Origin of the sequence: Scandinavium sp. (genome assembly GCF_036271055.1) — a bacterium.
Classification (GTDB): domain Bacteria; phylum Pseudomonadota; class Gammaproteobacteria; order Enterobacterales; family Enterobacteriaceae; genus Scandinavium.
In genome coordinates this window covers 1-1,721 of the sequence record NZ_DATBBJ010000082.1, presented here as the reverse complement: position 1 = coordinate 1,721, position 1,721 = coordinate 1, and the positions used below count along the sequence as shown (strand labels likewise).

General features: G+C 52.6%; 1 protein-coding gene. It reads left to right on the top strand.

Going from position 1 to position 1,721, the window contains the following annotated elements:
- Positions 1 to 612 (top strand): YSC84-related protein (locus VH187_RS18640; RefSeq protein WP_329702944.1); only part of this gene is annotated, 612 nt, incomplete at its 5' end.
- Between the last annotated feature and the right edge of the window lie 1,109 nt (positions 613 to 1,721).

The window sequence follows — 1,721 nt, the reverse complement described above, 5'->3', positions numbered from 1 at the left end:
TTTCTCGCGCTGGTGATGGCTGATGCCGACGAACAGGATACCGTAAATCGCTGCGGCATAATCATTGACCAATTTCAGCGAATGCCCGAGAAAGCAATTCCAAGAGAGGTGCTACGGCATGCAAAAGGGCTCGCCGTGATGAGTGTGGTCAAAGCAGGATTTATTTTCAGCGCCAAAGGCGGACAAGGTATCGTGGTTGCTCGCACGCCTCACGGCTGGTCTGGTCCGTCATTTATCGCCACAGGTGGCGGGGGATGGGGTCTTCAGGCCGGTGCCGAAGTGACCGACTTCGTGATCGTCCTCAACAACAACGCCGCCGTGCAGGCATTTTCTCACGGAGGAAACCTGACCGTCGGCGCGGACCTCAGCGCTGCGGCTGGTCCAGTGGGCCGCACTGCAGCAGGCGCGGTGATGCCAACAGCGGCCGTTTACACCTATAGCAGAAGCAAAGGCCTTTTTGCTGGCGTGTCACTGGAAGGCGCAGTGATCGGAACGCAAAGGCAATCCAATTTCAATTATTACGGCCGGCCTGTCAGAGCCGATTCAATTTTGAGTGGTACCACAAAGCCGCCCCCGGGCGCTGCCGCACTGCGTCACGTGCTTGGTCCCTAAGGCGTTAAACAAACTCTTTGAAACCGCCCTTGTGCTCGTGCGTCTTGATCACGTTGCCTAACGGATGACTGCCCAGATCTTTCGGCTGTAGCCTCGCCTATTCCGGAGCAACGCCTTTGCTTCGCGAAAATTATTGTGACCAGGGCTATCAACGGGCTAGACAAAGTCCAACTTTTTTCGTGCGCCTCTAAACGGCAAGAACGTAAAAGTTTTTCTTATGCAGTCGTATTGCGCTGAAAATAAGGGGGACGCAAGTGACGTTTGGTGACGAAATTGCGAACTATCTGGATTGCTGACGCACATCGTGGCGACATCGGACAAGCGCAAACGAGGTGTCATCAACGATACTTTAATTACCATGAAAGCGTTCCTTTCAATCATTTTCGCCTTCGCCATTTCGGCTACGATTGTTCAGGCTGGTCCTGTCCGCACAACGAGGAACGTGGCGAAGAGCACTGTCAAAACAGCCAAGAACGTCGCACACAGCACTGTAAAGGGCACAAGAAGAGCCGTGCAGACTGTAGTCGACCCGCTGCCTACGCCGTAGGTCGAGGTAATTCTTACGGCTCTTTGAACTTGTGCTGGTGCGTGTCGATCACGTTGCCCGCCGCATCGTAAACGCGAATCACAGCATCGTGTGAGCAGCGCAGACAAAATGATTGGCGTATCAGGCGAAACCCTACATGAAAATTAGGCAACGCCCGACTAGACAAATTTGCGCAGTTTCCATAAAAGAAGTCTCCATTAAATTCCATTGCGCGCTCGCACAAAGTCCGTCTGGCGACTTATCGGAGGCGTCCTGATTCTCGCCGTAGTTTCATATTCCTTACGGCGGATGCCAAGCGCATACGGATTGTTCTACGTCATGACGTATATACTCTGCGCTTTTGTTTTTGCAGGCATTGGCGTGTGGCTATTCATCAGTTATTGGAAAAGTTAAGATGCATCGCGACGGAAAGTGTTTCATTGTGCACACCGACGACAAGCTGAGTGCGTTTGTTGAACTGAACGCCAGGCGTTAACCGTAACGATTTATCTCAGATCCATTCGTGCCGATCCGTGCGTTGACCAATGATGCCACCAAAAGCCAAACGGTTTTTGCGCGGGCG